The organism is Streptomyces sp. NPDC017940 (assembly GCF_044328435.1).
Taxonomy (GTDB): Bacteria; Actinomycetota; Actinomycetes; order Streptomycetales; family Streptomycetaceae; genus Streptomyces.
Genome location: NZ_JBIRHJ010000004.1, coordinates 239,975 through 260,570 on the forward strand (window position 1 = coordinate 239,975; position 20,596 = coordinate 260,570).

Here is a 20,596-nt window from a genome sequence, read left to right on the forward strand (position 1 = left end):
GGCGGGGTCGGTGGCTGTCGTCGGTGGCCCGCGGGCGCGGGGGCCGAGTGGCGTCACAGGCGGCTCCTGCCGGTGGTGGCCGCGGTGCCGCGGGCGTGCCCGGCTATGTGGCGCAGGGCGTCGGCGAACTCGGCTGCCACGCGCCGCACGGTCTCGGTGTCGTGCAGGCCGGGGCGGTGGTGCCAGGTGAAGGCGAGCCGGCCTTCCTGGACCGCGCCCACCACCTCGAGCGGGTGCGAACCGCTGTCCCGCGGGTCGTGGTCCTGGCCGAAGGAGCCGTGCTCGGTGCGCACGAGTCCGGCGTCGGATGCGGTCGGGCGGGCGTCCCACTGGCCGAGGTAGTTGAACACCACCTGCCCGTGTGCTGCCGCGCCGAGTCGCTCGCGCACCTCGGGCGGGCCGAAGGTGCGCAGCGCGCCGAAGCCGAGCCCGTTGCCGGGGACGGCGCGCAGCTGGCGGCGTACGGACTTCACGAGGGTCCGCCAGTCGCGGTCCTCGCCGATGTCGTCCGGGTCCGGCACCTGGAGGGCGACGGGGTGGACGGTGGTGAACCAGCCGACCGTGCGGGACAGGTCGGCGTCGTCGAGCACGTCCTCACGGCCGTGCCCCTCGAGGTCGAGGCGGACCCGGTCGTGGCCGGTCCAGCGGGCCAGTGCCAGGGCGAGCGCGGCGAGCAGGACGTCGTTGACGCGGGTGCGGTACGCGGTCGGGGCGGCCCGCAGCAGTGCCGTGGTGTCCTCCTCGTCGAGTTCCACGGACAGGGTGCGGGTCTCCCCCGCGTCCGTTCCCGGCACGCCGGCGGGCGGCAGGGGCTCGGCGGTCACCGCTTCCTGCCAGTACGGCAGTTCGTGGTCGAGGCCGCCCTCGGCGACGTGTGCGGCGAGGCCCCGTGCCCAGTCGCGGAAGGAGGTGGTGCGCTCCCCCAGGGCGATGGGCTCGCCGTCGGCGGCCTGGCGGTAGGCGGCTTCCAGGTCGTCGGAGAGGATGCGCCAGGACACGGCGTCCACGACCAGGTGGTGGGCGACCAGGAGCAGATACACCGGCCGTTCGGCGTCGCCGGTGAACAGGGCCGCCCGCAGCAGCGGGCCGCGGCCGAGGTCGAAGGCGGTGTGCAGGTCGTCGGCGGCCTTCTCCATGGCCGCGTCGGCCTCCTCGGCCGACAGTCCGGTCAGGTCGTACCGCGCCAACGGGTCCTTGTCGTCGGACGCGGGCGGCGGGTTGAACTGGTGCCATCCTTCGGCGTCGTGGGTGAAGCGCATCCGCAGCGCGTCGTGGTGTTCGAGGAGGGCGGCGAGGGCCGCGCGCAGCGCCGTGGGGTCGGGCGCGGTGTGCAGTTCGAGGAGGGCCGACTGGTTGAAGTGGTGGTGGCCCGCGCGCGGAGTGGTCAGGAACCAGTCCTGGATCGGGGTGAGCGGCACGTCACCGGTCACGGGCCCGTCCCCGGAGTGCTCCGGCGCGGTGCGCACGACGGTGGCGAGCTCGGCCACGGTCTGGTGGGTGAACAGGTCCCGGGTGGCCAGGTGCAGGCCCTCGCGGCGCAGGCGCGACACCACCTGCATGCTCAGGATCGAGTCGCCGCCGAGGTGGAAGAAGTTGTCGTACGCGCCGATGTCGTCGACGCCGAGCACGTCGCTCCAGATGCGGGCGACCCGGCGTTCGGTGTTGGTGCGCGGCGGGGTGTGCGGTCCGCCGCCGGTGTGGGCGGGTCCCGGTTCGGGCAGGGCGCGCCGGTCCGTCTTGCCGTTCGGGGTGAGCGGCAGGTGGTCGAGCGGCACGAACACGGACGGGACCATGTGCGGCGGCAGCAGTCCTGCGAGGTGGTCGCGCAGCTCGGCGACGGGCAGGTCCCCGGGTTCCGCCGTGGCGGGGACGACGTACGCGACGAGTCGGCCGTGGTCGGCGACCGCGGCCGCCCCGCCGTCCGGTCCTGCGGCGTCCCGCACGCCGTCGGCCCCTTCAACCCCGCCTGTACCGTGCGTGCCGTCAGTGCCTTCGGCACCGCCGGCGTCGTCCAGGGCGTCCAGGGCGTCCCGGCGCGGAGCCGTGCGGACGACGACCGCCGCGTCCCGTACCTGCGGCGCGGCGCGCAGCGCGCTCTCGATCTCGCCGGGTTCGATGCGGAAGCCGCGCAGCTTGACCTGGTCGTCGGCCCGGCCCGCGAACCGCAGTTGGCCGTCGGCGGCCCGGACGACGAGGTCGCCGGTGCGGTACATCCGCTCCCCCGGCGCGCCGAACGGGTCGGCGACGAAGCGCCCCGCGGTCAGCCCCGGGCGCCCGAGGTAGCCGCGGGCGAGGCCGGGTCCCGCCACGTACAGCTCCCCGGTCACTCCGGTCGGTACGGGGCGCATGGCCGCGTCGAGGACGTACACGCGGGTGGCTGCGGCCGGGCGGCCGATCGGTGGGGCGGCGGGGCCGGGGGCGAGCGGGCCCGTCCAGGTGGCGACGACCGTCGCCTCCGTCGGCCCGTACGAGTTGATCATCCGGCGGCCGGGGGCCCACCGCTCGACCAGGTCGGGCGGGCAGGCCTCGGCGCCGACGATCAGGGTCCGCAGGTGCGGCAGGGACCCCGCGGTGCCGGGGGGCACGGTGGCGAGGGCCGCGGGCGGGATGAGGGTGTGGCTGACGCGCTGCTCCGCGAGGGCCTCGGCGAGGCGCTCACCGACCAGCGGGCCCTCCTCGCCGGTCACCAGCGTCGCCCCGCTGAGCAGCGCGGAGCACAGTTCCAGGACGGAGGCGTCGAAGCTGGGCGACGCGAACTGGAGGACGCGGTCGCCCGGGCCCACGGCGTACTGCTCCGCGGTTCCCGCGGCGAACGCCGCGAGTCCGTGGTGCGGCACCACGACGCCCTTGGGCGTCCCGGTGGACCCGGAGGTGTAGATGACGTACGCGGGGTGGGTGGTCGTCAGGGCGGTGGTGCGGTCGGCGTCCGTGGGGGCGGTGTCCTTGCCGTCCCGCACCCACACCTGCGCCGGGTCGTCGATGACCAGGCTCGCGCCCGCGTCCCGCACCATGAACGCGCGCCGCCGCTCGGGGTAGTTCGGGTCGACGGGCAGGAAGGCGCCGCCCGCCTTGGCCACGGCGAGCTGGGCGACGACGCTTTCGCAGGCGCGCGGCAGGGCGAGGGCGACGATGTGCTCGGGGCCGACGCCGCGGCCGATGAGGCGGTGGGCGAGCCGGTTGGCGGCGCGGTCGACCTCGGCGTACGTCCACTGCCGGGACCCCTCGGCGAGGGCCACGGCGTCGGGTGCGCGCCGCACCTGCCGTTCGAACAGTTCCGGCAGGGTCGCCGGTGCGGCCAGGAGCGTGCCGCGTCCCTGGTCGAGCAGGGCCTTCAGCTCCGCGTCACCGGCCAGGGGCAGGGCGCCGAGCGGGCGGTGCGGGTCGTCGGCGACCGCGGTCAGGAGGGTGGTGAGCTGGCCTGCCATCCGCTCGGCGGTGACCGTGTCGAACAGGTCGGTGTTGTACGTGAGCACGCCGTGCAGCGCGCCGGACTCCGTCTCGGCGAACTCCAGGGTGAGGTCGAACGCCGCGTGCTGGAGCTCCGTCTCGACGTCCTCGACGTGCAGGCCCGGCAGGTCCAGGTCGGCGGCCGGGGAGTTCTGGAGGACGACCATCACCTGGAACAGCGGGGTGCGGCTGGTGTCGCGGGCGGGCTGCACCTCGTCGACGACCTGCTCGAACGGCACGTCCTGGTGGGCGAAGGCGTCCTGGACCGTCTGCCGGACGCCGTCGAGGAAGGCGGGGAAGGGCAGGTCGGGGTCGACGTCGGAGCGCAGGACCAGGGTGTTGACGAAGAACCCGATGAGGTTCTGGATCTCGGCGCGGTCGCGGCCCGAGGTGACGGTGCCGACGGCGATGTCCCGGCCGCCCGTCAGCTTGGCGAGGAACGTCTGCGCGGTGGCGACGAGGGTCGTGAACAGGGTGGTGCCGCGGTCCCTGCCGACCCGGGCGAGGCGGCGGGCGGTGTCCGGCGGCAGGACCAGGGAGGTGGTGGCGCCGTCGCGGGTGCGCACGGGTGGCCGCGGCCGGTCCGTGGGCAGGTCCAGGGGTGCGGTGCCGGCCAGGTGCTCCTTCCAGTGGGCGAGCTGCGCGTCCGCGCCGGGGGCGCTGCGCTGCCAGTGGGCGTAGTCGGCGTACTGCACCGGCAGCGGCGGCAACTCGGCGCCGCCGCCGTTCAGTGCGGCGCGGTAGAGGTGGGCGAGGTCGTCGGTGAGGACGGCGGTGGACCAGCCGTCGGTGACGATGTGGTGCAGGGTCAGGGTCAGTACGTGCTCGTCGTCGGCGAGCCGCACGAGACCGGCCCGGAGGAGCGGGCCCTCGCGCAGGTCGAACGGGCGGGCGCGCTCGGCGGCGAGCAGGTCCTTCAGGCGCGGCTCACGCTCGTCCCCGGGCAGCCCGGAGAGGTCCTGGAGCGGCAGCGGCACCTCGTGCGGCGGGTGGACGACCTGCACGCCGTGGCCGTCGACCGCGTCGAAGGTGGTGCGCAGGGACTCGTGCCGTGCCACCAGGCCGCGGAACGCTGCGGTGAGGGCACGGACGTCGAGCCGGCCGCGCAGGCGCAGGGCGAGGGAGGTGACGTACTCGGCGCCACCGGGTGCGAACTCCTCCAGGAACCACATGCGTTGCTGTGCGTACGACATGGGGGCGGTGGCGTCGCGCTCGACCGGGACGACGGCGGGACGCGCCGTACCGGCGGCGTTATGGTCGCTGAGCAGTGCGGCGAGCGCGGCCGGGGAGGGGTGGGCGAACACCTCGCGGGGTGACACGTCGGTGCCGAACTCCTCGGCGAGCCGTGCGGCGAGGCGGATGCTGAGGATGGAGTCGCCGCCCAGGTGGAAGAAGTTGTCCTCTACGCCGGGGCGGTCGACGCCGAGGACGTCCGCGAAGACCTCCGCCGTGCGGCGTTCGGCGTCGTTCCGGGGTTCGGTACGGGTGCCGGGGTGCGCGCCGGTGTCGGGGTCGGGGGCGGGCAGTGCCGCGCGGTCCACCTTGCCGTTGGCGCTGAGCGGGAGTTCCGCGAGGGCCACGAACGCGGAGGGGACGAGGTAGTCGGGCAGCGCCGCACGGGTGTGCTCGCGCAGGGCGTCGAGGGCGTCGGGGTCGTCGCCGACGGGGCCGACGAGGTAGGCGACGAGGCGCCGGGCGCCCGGCCGGTCCTCACGCGCCACCACGGCCACGTCCGTCACGCCGGAGTGGGTGGCGATGGCGGCCTCCACCTCGCCGGGCTCGACCCGGAACCCGCGGATCTTCACCTGGTCGTCGGCGCGGCCGAGGAACTCCACGGTGCCGTCGGGGCGGCGCCTTGCCAGGTCGCCGGTGCGGTACATCCGCTCACCGGGACCGGCGTAGGGGTCGGCGAGGAAGCGGGCCGCGGTGTCGCCGCCCCGGCCCAGGTAGCCGCGGGCCAGGCCCTCGCCCGCCAGGAACAGCTCGCCCGCGCAGCCCGGCGGCACGGGCCGCAGGCGGGCGTCGAGGACGTGGACGCGCATGTCGTCCAGGGGGCGGCCGATCGGCACGGTGTCGGGCACCGCCGTCGCGTCCGCCAGGGCGTGGGAGGTGGCGAAGGTCGTGGTCTCGGTCGGGCCGTACCCGTCCACCACGGTCAGTCCGGGGCAGGCGTCGAGCACGCGGCGTACGGCGGCGGCGGGAACCACGTCGCCCCCGGTCCACACCTGGCGCAGGCCCGCGAAGCAGTCCGGGGCGTCCTGGGCGAGGAGCCGGAAGAGCCCGGCGGTCAGCCACAGCGCGGTCAGCCCGCCCGGGCCGTCCCCGACTCCGGCACCCGCACCCGCACCGCCGGACGCCGTGCCGGACGCCGTGCCGGCCCCCGCGGCGGGTCGGGCGAGACGGCGCAGCAGGGCCGCGTCCACCGTGTCGCCCGGAGCCACGACGACGCAGCCGCCGGTCAGGAGCGGCGCCCACACCTCGAAGGTGGCGGCGTCGAACGCGACGGGCGAGTGCAGCAGGACCCGGGCGCACACGCCGTCGGCGAAGCGGCCGTCGGTGGCGAGCGACGCCACGTCGCGGTGGCGTACGGCCACGGCCTTCGGCTCACCGGTGGAGCCGGAGGTGAACATGACGTAGGCGAGCCGGTCGGGGTCGGCGGCGGGGGCGGTGAGCCTCCCGCCGGGGGCGGCCGGTGTCGCGCCGGGGGCGGCCGGTGTCGCGCCGGGGGTGGCGAGCGCGGCGCCGACGTCGGCGGCGGTGACGCGTGCCGTGACGCCCGCCCGGGCGAGCAGGGTGTGGCGGCGGTCCTCGGGGGCGCGGGTGTCCACGGGTACGTAGGCGCCGCCCGCCTTCAGGACGGCGAGTTGGGCGACCACCAGTTCGGCGGAGCGGTCCATCAGGAGGGCGACGCGGCCCTCGGGGCGCAGGCCGTCGGTGAGCAGCCGGGACGCCAGGCGGTCGGACCAGTCGTCGAGCTGCCGGTAGGTCAGCCGGCGGTCGCCGTCGTGCAGGGCGGTCGCGCCTGGGGTGCGCAGGGTCTGCTCGGCGAACAGGTCGACGGGGCTGCGCGGGGGCACCTGCCGGGCGGGGGTGTTCCACCGGCGCAGCAGCTCGCGGTCGTCGGCGGTGAGCAGGTCGAGGTCGTCGGGTGTGCCGGGGATGCCGTCGGCGAGCCGGGTGAGGAGCGCGGCGAGGCGGTCGACCGCGCGTTCCACGGTGGCGCGGTCGAAGAGAGCGGCGTCATAGGCCAGGTCGAAGCCGAGCCGGTCGCTGACGTGGGCGCGCAGGCACAGGGGGAACGTCGTGGCGTCGTCGGCGTGCACGTCCGCCACGCCCACGCCGGTGCGGGCGGTGGCCGACTCGTCGACGGGATAGTTCTCGAACACCACCATGCTGTCGAAGAGGGCCTGTCCCGTCGGGACGTCGCTCAGGGCCTGGATGCGGGAGAGGGCCATGAAGTCGTGGCGCCGGGCGTCGCTCTGCTCCTCCTGGAGTCCGCGCAGCCAGGGCAGCACGCCGTCCGCGGGCACCCGCACGCGCGTCGGCACCGTGTTGATGAACATGCCCACCATGGATTCCACGCCGGGCAGTTCGGCGGGGCGTCCTGACACGGTCGTGCCGAACACCACGTCGCGGCGGCCGCTGTAGCGGGCGAGCAGCAGCGCCCAGGCGGCCTGCACCACGGTGTTGACGGTGAGACCGGCACGGGCGGCCGTCTCCCGCAGCCGCCGGGACACGGACACGTCGAGGTCGCGCCGGACGGCGTCCCCGGAGCGGGCGCGGTGGGCCTCGGCGGGCGCCCGGTCGTAGGGCAGGGGCGTCGCGGCATCGAACCCGGCGAGCGCCTCGGCCCAGAACCGTTCGGCGGCGCCCTCGTCCTGGTCGCGCAGCCATCGTACGAAGTCCGCGAACGGTCGCCGCAGGGGCGGTGCCGCGTCCGTGCCGCCGGTGCGGGCGGCGTACCGTTCGCACACCTCGGTGAGCAGCTGCCCGGTGCTCCAGCCGTCGAGGACCAGATGGTGCGAGGACCACAGCAGCAGGACCTCGTCGCCGGGCAGGGCGGCGAGGGTGATGCGGGTGAGGGGCGCGGTGGTCAGCTCCATGCCCGCGCCGCGGTCGTCGGCGAGGAGCCGCTCCGTGGCCGCGGCGCGCTGCTCGGAGGTGAGGTCGCGCCAGTCCAGGTGGGTGACGGGCAGTTCCGCGTGCCGGTGCACCACCTGCACCGGGTGCGGCAGTTGCCGCCAGTGGACGCTGGTGCGCAGCGCCGGGGTGCGGTCGGCCACCTCCTGCCAGGCCTGCGCGAGGGCCCTCGGGTCGGCCACGCCGGTCAGCCGTACCGCGGTCCTGTCGAAGTAGGCGCCCGCGTCGTCGACGAGGCCGTGGAAGAGCATCCCGGACTGAAGGGGTGTCAGGGGCAGGACGTCCGCCACGTCGCGGCCGTCGCCCACGAGCCGGTCCAGTTGCTCCTGGGTGAGGTCGGTGAGCGGGAAGTCGGACGGGGTGCGGCCGCCCGCGTCCGGCCGCGCGCAGTGCGCCACGATGTCGCGCAGCGCCGCGCACGTGTCCTCGGCGAGGCGGCGGACGGTGGCCTCGTCGTAGACGGCGGTGGGGTAGGTCAGGCCGAGTTCGAGGCGGCCGTCCTGGACGACGCCGGTCAGGTCCAGGAGGTAGGGCCGTGGTTCGTCGGGGTCGGTGTCGCGTCCCGCCGACGGGAGGACGCCGCGGTACAGGCCTCCGTCGCTGTCGCCCGTGCCGCTGCCCGCGTCCCACTGCCCGTGGTAGTTGAAGCCGACCTGCGGTGTGGGCCCGTCGGCGAGGGGGCTGCCCGGGAGGAGCCGGCGCAGGGCGCCGTGGCTGAGGCCGTGGTGCGGGACCGCGCGGAGCTGTTCCTTGACGGAGCGCAGGGTGTCGCGCCATCCCGCGTCCGGGTCGACGTCCAGGGTGAGCGGGTACTCGGCGGTGAACCAGCCGACGGTCCGCGACAGGTCGACGTCGCCGGGGTCACCCGCGTCCCCCGGGCCGTCGGTGCCGGATCCTTCGAAGAGGTCCTCGCGGCCGTGCCCCTCCACGCCGACGAGCACGGTGTCGTGGGCGCACCAGCGGCCGAGGGTGCGGGTGAAGGCGCTGAGCAGCACGTCGTTGACCTGGGTGCGGTAGACGTCGGGGACCTGGCGGAGCAGTGCCCCGGTGTCCTCGGCCGTCAGCGTGACGGTGACGGTGGCGGCGGTGCCGTGGGTGTTGGGTCCGGTCCTGCCCGGCGGCAGGGCGGCGGGCGTGGCGGGGCGGGTCCAGTACGCGAGGTCGGCGTCGAGGCCGCCGGAGCGGGTGTGCCGGTCGAGCAGGGCGGCCCACTGGCTGTAGGCGGTTCCGACCGGGGGCAGCGTGACGGTCCTGCCCGCGGTGGCGGCGCGGTGGGCGCTCTCCAGGTCCGCGAGCAGGATGCGCCAGGACACGCCGTCCATCACCAGGTGGTGCACGGTGATCACGAGCTGTGCGGTCCTGCCGGGGCCGCGGTCGAAGACGAGGAAGCGGACGACCCGGCCTTCGGCGGGTTCCAGCGAGGCCTGGGCGGCGTCCGCGCTGCGCTGCACCTCGCTCTCCACGGCGGCGTCGTCGAGGCCGGTCACGTCGTGGTGGGTGAGGAGTTCGCCGGGCGGCTCGGGCAGGACTTCCTGGCGCCAGCCGTCGTCACCGGTGCGGCGGAAGCGGGTGCGCAGGGCGGCGTGGTGGCGTACGAGGGCGTCCGCGGCCTCCGCGAGGGCGGACAGGTCGGTGCCCGGGGACAGTTCGAGGCGCTGGGTCATGGTGAAGCGCAGCGGGTCGCCGGGGGCGCGGCCGTCGAGGTACCAGCGCTGGATGGGCGTGAGCGGGGCTTCGGTCGGCACGGTGGTGTCCGCCGCCGCGCTCCGGGGCGCCGCTGCCCGCGCGCACAGGGCGAGTTCGGCGACCGTGCGGTGGCGGAAGACGTCCTTGGTGGTCAGGGCGAGCCCGGCCTGCCGGGCGCGGGAGACGATCTGGATGCTGAGGATCGAGTCGCCGCCGAGGGCGAAGAAGTCGTCGCGGGCGCCGACGCGCTCCACCCCGAGGACCTCGGCCCAGATGGCCGCGAGGCGCTCCTCGCCGCCGGTGCGGGGCGCCACGTACGGCGTACCGCTGTCCGGCTGTGCGGGCGGGGCGGGCAGCGCGCGCCGGTCGGTCTTGCCGCTGGCGGTCCGCGGGATCCTCGCCAGCGGCACGAAGGCCGCGGGCACCATGTGGTCGGGCAGGGTCCGCCGCAGCCGTGCCCGCAGGTCGTCGGGGGTCGGCGGGTGCTCGCCCGCGGGCACCAGGTGCGCCACGAGCAGGGCGCGGCCCGCGTGTTCGCGGACCGTCACCACGGCGTCGGCGACGTCCGGCGCGGCCAGGAGCGCGGCCTCGACCTCGCCGGGCTCGACGCGGAAGCCGCGGATCTTGACCTGCTCGTCGGCACGGCCGAGGAATTCGAGCAGGCCGCCGGCGTCCCAGCGGGCCCGGTCGCCGGTGCGGTACATCCGCTCCCCCGGGCCGCCGAACGGGTCGGCGAGGAAGCGGCCCGCGGTCAGCCCCGGCCTGCCGAGGTAGCCGCGGGCCACCTGGGCGCCCGCGAGGTACAGCTCGCCCGGGACACCGGGCGGGACGGGGCGGAGCGCGGCGTCCAGGACGTAGGCGCGCAGGCCGCGTCCGGGGCGGCCGACGACCGGGCGGGCGGGCTGTGCCGCGCAGCGGCCGTAGACGGCGTCGACGGTGCACTCGGTGGGGCCGTACATGTTGTACGCGGTGACGCCCAGGTCCGCGGCCGCGCACAGTTCGCGCCAGGTGTCGCTGCCGACGGCCTCGCCGCCCACGAGGAGCAGGCGGGGGTGGTGGCGGCCGGGGGCGAGGAGCCCGGCGGCGGTCAGTTCGCGGAGGAAGGAGGGCGTGACGTTCACCAGGTCGAGGGCGCTGTCGGCGACCTGTGCGCAGAAGGCCTCCGGGTCCAGGCGCACGTCCTCGTCGACGAGGTGCACCTCCTGGCCGAGGGCGAGGAGCAGCGGGCCCTCCCAGGACGTGTCGAAGGAGAAGGACGCGCTGAGCGCGGCCTTCAGGCGCCGTCCGTCGGCGGTGTGCGGGGCGACGAGGCCTTCGCGGTGGTCGTGGCAGAGGTTGACCAGGTGCCGGTGTTCCACGACGACGCCCTTGGGCCGTCCCGTGGAGCCGGAGGTGTAGATGATGTAGGCGCCGTTGTCGGGGCGCAGGGGTGCCGGGCGGTCGGCGTCGGCCGGGTCGTGTGCGGGCAGCAGGGCCCAGGGCACCTCGCGGAGGGTCGCGGGCGTCAGGACCGTGCGCGGGGCGGCGTCCGTGAGGAGGAACGTCACGCGTTCCTCGGGCAGGTCGGGGTCGACGCAGAGCAGGGTGCCGCCCGCCTTCAGGACGGCGAGGAGGGCGACGAACAGGTCCGTGGTGCGCGGCAGCCGGACCGCGACGACCGTCTCCGGGCCGACGCCGAGGGCGAGGAGGTGGTGGGCGAGGCGGTTGGCGCGGGTGTTGAGGGTCGCGTAGTCGAGCGTGGCGTCGCGGGCCACCAGGGCGGTGGCGTGCGGGGTGCGGGCCGCCTGCGCCTCGAACAGGGCGGTGAAGGCGCCGGCGGCCTCCGGGAGCGGGTCGCTCTGCCACTCCTCGACGACCTGACGGCGCTCGGCGGCGGTCATCAGGGGCAGCGCCCAGGCCTTCTCCCGCGGGTCGTCGGCGGCCGCTTCGAGGAGCAGGGTGAGGCGCGCGGCGAGGCGTTCGACGGTGTCGGCGTCGAACAGGCCGGTGTTGTACTCCAGGTGCCCGGTGACGCCGCCGTCGTGCTCGACGAAGTCGAAGGCGAGGTCGAAGGTCGCGTTGCGGACGGGCGGTGTCACGGGCTCGACGGCGAGGCCCGGCATGCGGGGTGTCTCCGCCCCCAGGTTGTGCAGGGCCACCATGACCTGGAACAGCGGGGTGCGGCTTGTGTCACGCTCGGGCTCCAGGGCGTCCACGAGCCGCTCGAAGGGCACTTCCTGGTGGGCGAAGGCGTCCAGGACGGTGGTGCGCGCCTCGGTGAGCAGTTCGTGGAAGGGCCGGTCGGGCCGAACGCGGGCGCGCAGCACGAGCGTGTTGACGAACATGCCGACGACGTCGTCGAGTTCGGGGCGCTCGCGGCCCGCGGTCACGGTGCCGACGGCGACGTCCTCCTGGTCGGCCCAGCGGGCCAGCAGGATCTGGCAGGCCGTGAGCAGCGTCATGTACAGGGTGGCGTCGGCGCTCCGGGCCGTCGCGCGCAGCCGCTCGGTGAGGCCGGCGGGCAGGTGGAAGGTCACCAGGGCGCCGTCGCGGGTCCGCACGGCGGGGCGCGGCCTGTCGGTGGGCAGCTCCAGGGGTTCCAGGCCGGACAGGGCCTCGCGCCAGTGGGCGAGTTGCGCGTCGGCGACGTCGGTCCTGGCGCGCTGCCAGGCGGCGTAGTCGGTGTAGCGCACGGGCAGGGCGGGCAGCTCGGGCGCGCGCTGTTCCAGGGCCGCCGCGTACAGCTCGCCGAGGTCACGGCCGAGGACGGCGCCGGACCAGCCGTCGGTGACGATGTGGTGGACGGCGAGCACCAGGACGTGCTCGTCGTCGGCCGCGCGTACGATCCTGGCGCGCAGCAGCGGCCCGGTGGCCAGGTCGAAGGGGGTCGCGGCGGCGCGCCCGACGACGGCGTCGAGCTGCGCGTCCTTGTCGGCGCCCGACAGGACGTCGAGAGGCAGTTCCACGGTGTACGGCGCGTGGACGACCTGCCGGGCCCGCCCCTCCTCCTCGGCGAAGGTGGTGCGCAGCGCTTCGTGCCGGGCCACGAGGCCGTCGAGGGCCGTGCGCAGGGCGGTCTCGTCGAGGGTGCCGCGCAGCCGCAGCACGGACAGCGTCGTGTACTCGGTGCTTCCGGGTTCGAAGCGGTCGAGGAACCACAGGCGCTGCTGCGCGTACGACAGCGGGGGCGCGGTGCCGGGGTCCGCGGCCGGAATGACGTCCGCACCCGCGTCCCCGTCGGCCACCGGGTCGCCGAGCGCGGCGGCCAGGGCGGACAGCGTGGGGTGGGTGAACAGGAGCCGCGGTGAGACGTCCTGGCCGAAGGCCGTGCGCAGCCGGGACGTCACGCGTACGGCGAGGATGGAGTCGCCGCCGAGCGCGAAGAAGTCGTCGTCGGCGCCCACGGCGCCGGTGTCGAGGACGTCCGTCCAGGCGGCGGCGACCGCGCGTTCCGCGGGGGTGCGCGGCGGGACGCGGTCGGTGCCGGTGGCGAAGCCGTCGGGGCCGGGAGCGGGCAGCGCTCGCCGGTCGAGCTTGCCGTTGACGGTGAGCGGGAGTGCCGCGAGCGGTACGTAGGCCGCGGGGACCATGTGGGCGGGCAGGAGGCGCTCCAGGTGGGCGCGCAGATCGGCGGCGGACGGGGCGGCGGGCGCCGTGCGTCCGGGTTCGCCGCCGCGGCCGCCGCCGTCGGGACCGTCGCCGTGCGCGTCGCCGCTCCCGGCGCCGACGACGTGGGCGACGAGGCGCCGTGTCCCGGCGGAGTCCTCGTACACGCCGACCGTCGCGGCGCCCACGCCCGGGTGGCGGTGCAGGGCGGCCTCGATCTCGCCGGGCTCGATGCGGTAGCCGCGGATCTTCACCTGCTGGTCGGCGCGGCCGAGGTACTCCAGGGTGCCGTCGGCGCGGCGGCGTGCCCGGTCGCCGGTGCGGTACATGCGGCTGCCGGAGGGGCCGAACGGGTCGGCCAGGAAGCGGGTCGCCGTCAGGCCGGGCCGCCCGAGGTAGCCGCGGGCCAGGCCGTCGCCGGCGACGTACATCTCCCCGATCGCGCCGGGCGGTACGGGCGCCAGGTCGCCGTCGAGGACGTGGACCCGCAGGTCGGGGATGCCGGTGCCGATGGGGCTCGCGGTGCCCGTGTGTGCCGTCGCGCCGTCCAGGGGCGCGTAGGTGACGTGGACGGTGGTCTCGGTGATGCCGTACATGTTGACCAGGCGCGGCGCGTCGTTGCCGTGCCTGGTCAACCAGTCGGCGAGCCGGTCGACGTCCAGGGCCTCGCCGCCGAAAACCACGGTGCGCAGCGCCAGGCGGGCGCTCAGCTCGGGGTGTTCGGCGTCGGCGCGGGCCAGCGAGTGGAAGGCGGACGGGGTCTGGTTGAGCACGGTGACGCGCTCGTCGGCGAGCAGGCGCAGGAAGTCCTCCGGGGAGCGGGCGACGTCGTCGGGTACGACGACGAGCCGGCCGCCGTGCAGCAGCGGCCCCCACAGCTCCCACACGGAGAAGTCGAAGGCGTAGGAGTGGAACAGCGTCCACACGTCGTGCTCGTCGAAGCCGAACCAGTGCCGGGTGCGGGTGAACAGGCGTACGACGTTGGCGTGCGGGACCACCACGCCCTTGGGGCGGCCGGTGGAACCGGAGGTGTAGATGGCGTAGGCGGGGCTCTCCGGCAGTGGACGGCGGACCCGCTCCGGGAGGCCCGCGGGCCGCTGGGCGAGGTCGGTGCGGACCGCGGGGTCGTCGAGGAGCAGCACGGGCACACCGGTGCCCTCGGCGGGCACGGCGGCGTCGGTGGTGGTCACGAAGGCCACGGGGGCCGCGTCGCCGAGCAGGTGGGCGACGCGTTCGGCGGGCAGCCGGGGGTCGACCGGCAGGTAGGCGGCACCCGCCTTCAGGACGGCGAGGATCGCCACGACGAGGTCGGTGGAGCGGGGCACGGCGAGGGCGACGTAGTGCTCGGGTCCGGCGCCGGCCTCGGCGAGGCGGTGGGCGAGGCGGCCCGCCCGCGCGTCGAGCGTCGCGTAGTCGAGGTGGTCGCCCCCGCAGGTGACGGCGGTGGCGTGCGGGGTGCGTGCGGCCTGTGCCTCGAAGAGGTCCACCAAGGTGTCGGTGGGGCGGGTGTGCCGGGTGCCGTTCGCGTCGGCGAGGACGGCGGCCCGCTCGTCGGCAGTGGTCCAGGGCAGGTCGCGCAGCGGCCGTTCGGGGTCCGCCGCGATCGCGGCGAGCAGCAGGCACAGCCGGTCGGCGAGGGACCGCGCGGTGCCCTCGTCGAACAGGTCGGGGTCGTAGGCGAGGTCGAAGCCGACGCGCTCGCCCTGGTAGGCGCGCAGGACCAGCGGGTAGTTGGTGGCGTCGCGCGAGGTGACGTCGGCGAGGCGCACGCCGGACGCCGCCGTGCGGGCCTCGTCGAAGGGGTAGTTCTCGAAGGCGACCATGCTGTGGAACAGCGGGGTGCCGGACGGCACGTCGCTGAGCGAGGTCAGTTCGGCCAGGGAGACCGCGGCGAAGCGGCGCGCCTCGGCCTGTGCCTCCTGGAGTTCGCGCAGCCACGCGCTCGCCGTGGCGCCGCCGTCGACCCGCACCCGGGTGGGCACGGTGTTGATGAACATGCCCACCATGGTCTCGACGCCCGGCAGGTCGTCGGGGCGGCCGGACACCGTGGTGCCGAACACCACGTCCTGTTCGGCGCTGTAGCGGGACAGGAGCAGCGCCCAGGCGCCCTGGACCACGGTGTTGACGGTGAGTCCGGCACGCCGGGCGGTGCGGGCGAGCGCGGCGGAGTCCGCGTCGGACAGGCCGCCCTGGTGCAGGCCCGCGGAGCGTGCCTGGTGGGCCTCGCCCAGGCGCCGGTCGAGGGGCAGCGGGGTGGGCGTGGCGAAGCCGTCGAGCGCGGCGCTCCAGTGCGCGCGCCCGGCGTCGGCGTCCTGCTCGGCCAGCCATCGCACATAGTCGGCGAAGGGGCGGCGCACCACCGGCTGCGGGCTGCTTCCGGTGCTGCGGACCGCGTACTCCTCGCACACCTCGGAGAGCACCTGGGCGAGGCTCCAGCCGTCCAGGATCAGGTGGTGGGAGGTCCACAGCAGGCGCAGGCGCGCGTCGGGCAGCCGGATCAGGGCGAGGCGCATCAGCGGGGCGGCGGCGAGGTCGATGCCGCGTGCGAGGTCCTCGGTGCGGAACCGGTCGAGGCGCTCGGACAGCTCGTCCTCGTCGAGTTCGCGCCAGTCCAGGTGGGTGACCGGCACGCGTACGGAGCGGTGCACGACCTGGAGCGGTACGGGTACGCCCTCCCAGACCACGGAGGTCCGCAGCGCGGGTGTCCGGTCGGTGACGCCCTGCCAGGCAGCGGCGAAGGCCTCCGGGTCGCCGACGCCCTCGAGGAGCAGGTCGGCCTGGTCCACGTAGACGTCGTCCGGGCCGCCGACCAGACGGTGGAAGAGCATGCCCTCCTGAAGCGGCGTCAGCGGGAGCAGGTCCTCCACGGTGCGCCCGGTACCGGCGAGGCGGTCCACGCCCGCCTGGTCGAGGCGGGCGAGCGGGAAGTCGGAGGGGGTGCGGCCGCCCGCGTCGGGCCGCGCGCAGTGCTCGGTGATGGCGCCGAGCGCCCTGACCATGCCGTCGGCCAGACTCCGTACGGTGTCCGCGTCGTGGGTCTGCTCGCTGTAGTGCCAGATGATCTCCAGTTCGCCGTCGGCGACCACGGCCGCGACGTCCAGGAGGTGGTCGAGGGGTGCGTCGGGGGTCATGTCCCGGCCCGGCACGTCGGCGGCCGGTGCGAACTCCTGGCCTCCGGAGGTGTCCCACTGCCCGTGGTAGTTGAAGCACACCTGGGGCAGCGGCAGTTCGCGCAGCGCCCGCGCGGCGGGGTCGGGCGAGCCGAGGCGGGCGAGGGCCTCGTAGCTCAGGCCGCGCCGGGGCACGGCGCGCAGCCGTTCCTTGACGGACTTCAGGGTGGCGCCCCAGTCGGGTGCGCCGGCCGGTCCCGCCGGGGTGAGGGTGACGGGGTACTGGGTGGTGAACCAGCCCACCGTGCGGGACACGTCGACGGTGTCGTCCTCACGGCCGTGCCCCTCCAGGGCGACGGTCACGCGCTCGGTGCCCGTCCAGTCGGCGAGCACCCTGCCGAGCGCGCTGAGCAGCACGTCGTTGACCTGGGTGCGGTAGACGCCGGGCACCTTGCGCAGGAGGGCCCCGGTGGTGGCGCGGTCCACACGGGTGCGGACGGTGCGCACCGATCCGGCGAGCGGGGTCGCGGTCCTGTCGACGGGCAGCGGGGTGCGGGGCGCGGCGGCCTCGGCCGTCCAGTACGGCAGGTCGTCGTCGAGCTCACCGGCGCGCACCCGGTCCGACAGGTGTGCGGCCCAGTCGGTGAACTCGGTGGTGCCGGGCTCCAGTCGCACGGGGTCACCGGCGGCCGCCTGCCGGTAGGCCTGTTCCAGGTCGGGCAGGAGGATGCGCCAGGAGACGCTGTCGACGGCCAGGTGGTGGGCGGTCAGGAAGAGCTGGGGGCGCTCGCCGGGCGCGGGCAGCAGCAGGACGGCGCGCAGCAGGGTGCCGGTGGCCGGGTCGAGGGCGGCGCGGGCCGCGTCCGCGGCCTCGGTGCGGGCCCCGGTGGGGTCGGGGGCGGCGGACAGGTCGTGACGGGTGAGCAGGCCGGAGGACGGAACGGTGCCCGGGTGCTGCTTCCAGGTGCCGCCGGTGCGCGCGAACCGGGTGCGCAGCGCCGCGTGCTGCGCCACGAGGGCGGTCAGGGCGCGCTCCAGTGCCTGCTCGTCGACGTCGTGCGGCAGGTCGAGGAGCATCGACATGCTGAAGTGGCCGAGCGCGCCGTGGGTGGCGAAGAACCACTCCTGTACGGGGGTCAGCGGGGCGGGCCCTTCGGCGCGCGGCCGCCGGGGCGCGGGGGTCGCGGCGGCCCTGCGGGACACGGCGGTGGCCAGGTCGGCGACGGTCTGGTGGCGGAAGACGTCCTGCGAGGTCAGCTGGAGTCCGGCCGCGCGGGCGCGCGAGACGGCCTGGATGCTGAGGATGGAGTCGCCGCCCAGTTCGAAGAAGTTGTCGGTGACGCCGACTTGGGCGATGCCGAGGACGTCGGCCCAGATGTCGGCGAGCGTCTGCTCGTCGCCGGTGCGCGGGGCGACGAACTCCCGCTCGCGCGGGGCGGCGTCGAGGTCGGGGGCGGGCAGGGCACGGCGGTCGAGCTTGCCGCTGGTGGTCAAGGGCAGCGCGTCGAGCGGGGTGAAGGACGACGGCACCATGTGGTCGGGCAGGACCCGGCGGCAGGCGGCCCGCAGCTGCGGGGCCGTGGGCCGGTCCGTGTCCGCGGCGGGCACGACGTAGGCGGCGAGGCGCAGGTGGCCGTGGGCGTCGGGCACCGCGACGACCGCGGCGGCGGTGATCTCCGGCAGGTCCAGCAGCGCCGCCTCGACCTCGCCGGGCTCGATGCGGTGCCCGCGCACCTTCACCTGGTCGTCGGCGCGCCCGAGGTAGTCGATGCGGCCGTCGGCGGTCCAGCGGGCCAGGTCGCCGGTGCGGTACATCCGGGTGCCCGGCGGGCCGTAGGGGTCGGGGAGGAAGCGGGCGGCGGTGAGGCCGGGGCGTCCGGCGTAGCCGCGGGCCAGCTGCTCGCCCGCGAGGTACAGCTCGCCGCCGACGCCGGGCGGTACGGGCCGCAGGCCCGCGTCGAGGACGTAGGCCCGCACGTTGGGCAGCGGCCGTCCCACCAGTGGCCGGTCGTCACCCTCGATGCGGCAGGCCAGGGCGTCGACCGTGCACTCGGTGGGGCCGTAGAAGTTGTACGCGGCCACGTCCCGGTGCGTGGCCAGCTCGCGCCACAGGCCGGGGCCGATGGCCTCGCCGCCGAGCATGAGCACGCGCGGGTGGTGGCGCGGGTCGGTGAGGAGTCCCGCGGGCAGCAGCTGCCGCAGGTAGGAGGGCGTCAGGTCGAGGAAGTCCACGCGGTGCTCGACGACGTACTCGACCAGGGCGGCGGCGTCGAGCCTTGTCGTCTCGTCGACGAGGTGCAGCGGATGGCCGTCGGCCATCAGCAGGACGCCTTCCAGCGAGGTGTCGAAGGAGAACGACGCGGTCAGCGCCACCCGCAGCGGCCCGCCCCCGGCGTCGGCGACGAACCCCTCCCGGTGCCCCGCGAGCAGGTTCGCCGCGGACCGGTGGGACACGGCGACGCCCTTGGGGCGGCCGGTGGAGCCGGAAGTGTAGATGACGTAGGCGGTGGTGTCGGGGTCGGGCGGAGCGAGCGCGGTGGCTCCTGCCGGGGCGGGCACCCCGGGGGCGTCCGTGGGGCCTGGCTCGCCGGGAGCGCCGCCCGTGGAGCCCGGCCCGTCGGGAGCGACCGCACCGGCCCGCTCACCCCCGGCGTCCGAATCGCGGGAGGCGCCCGCAGCATGCGGCGCGTCCGCCGCGCCCGGTCCACCAGGTGCGTCGCCCAGCGACCGCAGCATCTCCTCGTCGAGGACGAGGGCCGGTCGCGCGTCGTCGAGCAGGAAGCGCACCCGCTCATCGGGCAGCGCCAGGTCGAGCGGTAGATAGCCGGCGCCCGACTTCCACACGGCGAGGATCGCCACGACCATGTCGGCGGTGCGCGGCAGGCGCAGGGCGACGAGGCGTTCGGGACCCGCGCCCCGGGCGGCGAGGTGGTGGGCGAGCCGGGTGGCGCGGGCGTCGAGCGTCGCGTAGTCGAGGCGCTCGCCGCCCGCGACCAGGGCGGTGGCGTGCGGGGTGCGTGCGGCCCTGCGCGCGAACAGCTCGGGGCAGGTCGTGGTGGGGACGGGGCGCGCGGTGGCGTTCCACTCGTCCGTGACGCGCCGCGCCTCGTCCGGGGAGAGCAGGGGCAGCGCGTCCAGGGGCCGGTCCGGTTCCGTGGTGGCGGCGTCGAGCAGCCGAAGCAGCTGGTGCGCCATCCGCTCGGCGGTGGCCGCGTCGAACAGGTCGGTGCGGTACTCGAGCATGCCCGCGAGCCGGTCGCCGTCGGGGACGAACTCCACGCTCAGGTCGAACGCGGCGGCCTGCCGCGGCACGCTCACCGGGGCGACGGCCAGACCGTGCAGGGCGGGCGCCGCGGGCGGGTCCGGGTGCAGCAGCACCATGACGTCGAACAGCGGGTTGCGGCCCGCCTCGCGGGGTGCGCCGACGGCCTCCACCAGGCGTTCGAACGGGGTGTCGCCGTGCGCGAAGGCCTCGTTGACGGTGTCGGCGGCGGCCGCGAGCAGTTCGCGGAAGGAGCCGCCGGACGCCACGGGGGTGCGCAGGACGACGGTGTGCGCGAAGAAGCCGACGGCGCGTTCCAGGTCGGTGCGGGGCCGTCCGGGTGTCAGGGAGCCGACGGTGATGTCGTCCTGCCCGGACCAGCGGGCCAGCAGGGTCTGGCAGGCGGCGACCAGGGAGGTGAACAGGGTGGTGTGCTGCCCCGTGGCGAGGGCGCGCAGCCGGGCCGTGACGTCGGCGGGCACCGTGAAGTGGTGCATCGCGCCCGCCCCCGCGCCCTCTCCGCCGCGCGGTCGGTCCAGCGGCAGCGCGGGCGGCACGGAACCGGTGAGCTGCTTCTTCCAGTAGGCGATCTGGCGTTCCAGGCGAGCGCCGGAGAGCTGCTCCCGCTGCCACACCGCGAAGTCCGGGTACTGCGTCGCCACCGGCGGCAGGTCCGGCTCCGTGCCGCGGGCGAAGGCGTCGTAGGCGGTGCACAGCTCTTCCAGGAGCACGCCCATCGACCAGCCGTCGGTCACGATGTGATGAGCCGTCAGCATCAGGACGTGCGCGGTGTCCGACTCCCGCAGCAGCAGCGCGCGCAGCAGCTCGTCGGCGTCGAGGTCGAAGGGGCGGTCGTACTCCTCGAGGAGCGCCGCGTCCAGTGCGGCGCCCGCCGCACTGGGGGCGTGCCCGTTCCGGGCGGCCGGGGCGTCCCCGTCCGCCGCGGCGAGGTCCCGTACCGGCAGCGCCACGGGCCCCGCGGGGCGCACGGTCTGCGCGGGCCGCCCCTCGTTCTCCTCGAACGTGGTGCGCAGCGCCTCGTGCCGGGCCACCAGGGTGTCGATGGCGCGGGACAGGGCGGTGCGGTCCAGCGGGCCGGTGAGCCGCAGGGCGACCGCGCTGTTGTATCCGGCGTCGCCGGGGCTCAGCCGGTCGAGGAACCACAGCCGCTGCTGGGCGAAGGACAGCGGCAGCGGACGGGTGCGGTCCGCGCGCGGGATGCCGCGGCGGGCCGCGTCCGGTGCCCCGTCCGGGCCGGCCGCACCGGTGGCCCCGGCCCGTCCGGCGAGGCGGCGGCGCAGCGCCTCTTTGAGGTCCGCGGGCAGGGCGTCGGCGCGGTCTCGCTTCGAAGACGTCATGGTGGTGA

General features: G+C 75.8%; 1 protein-coding gene. It reads right to left on the bottom strand.

The features are described 5' to 3' along the window. Window positions 1-53 precede the first annotated feature (53 nt). Window positions 54-20,588, bottom strand: a complete 20,535-nt coding sequence (locus ACH4DX_RS15630) for a non-ribosomal peptide synthase/polyketide synthase (protein WP_398155460.1) — start codon at window positions 20,586-20,588, stop codon at window positions 54-56. Between the last annotated feature and the right edge of the window lie 8 nt (window positions 20,589-20,596).